Source organism: Paenibacillus vini (assembly GCF_018403325.1).
In the GTDB taxonomy this organism is placed as follows: domain Bacteria; phylum Bacillota; class Bacilli; order Paenibacillales; family Paenibacillaceae; genus Fontibacillus; species Fontibacillus vini.
This window is the reverse complement of sequence record NZ_BOSL01000060.1, coordinates 1-348: the sequence shown is the minus strand read 5'-3', so window position 1 is coordinate 348 and position 348 is coordinate 1. Positions and strand designations below refer to the sequence as shown.

General features: G+C 51.1%; 2 rRNA genes. Both read left to right on the top strand.

Annotated elements, in window-relative coordinates:
* Positions 1 to 125: ribosomal RNA gene (locus tag KJS57_RS26145) — 23S ribosomal RNA — on the top strand; the annotation flags it as partial.
* 137 nt (positions 126 to 262) lie between these two features.
* A 5S ribosomal RNA gene (gene rrf / locus KJS57_RS26140) occupies positions 263 to 348 on the top strand; the annotation flags it as partial.

Below are 348 nucleotides of genomic sequence, written 5' to 3'. Positions count from 1 at the left end.
CCCCCCTCAAGATGAGATTTCCCAACTAGTAAGACCCCTTGAAGACTACGAGGTTGATAGGCCTGAGGTGGAAGTGCAGCAATGTATGGAGCTGACAGGTACTAATCGGTCGAGGGCTTATCCAAAAGATACCCCAAAAAGTGAAGTGAGGCTTCGAAGGTAATTCCGATTACTTTTCGGGGACCCCGGTGAACCAATTAGGGGCTAAAACGCAAACTCAAGTTTCGTATCCAGTTTTCAAGCGATTAAGACGCTTGAACCGTTTGGTGGCGATGGCGGAGGGGTTCCACACGTACCCATCCCGAACACGACCGTTAAGCCCTCCAGCGCCGATGGTACTTGGACCGA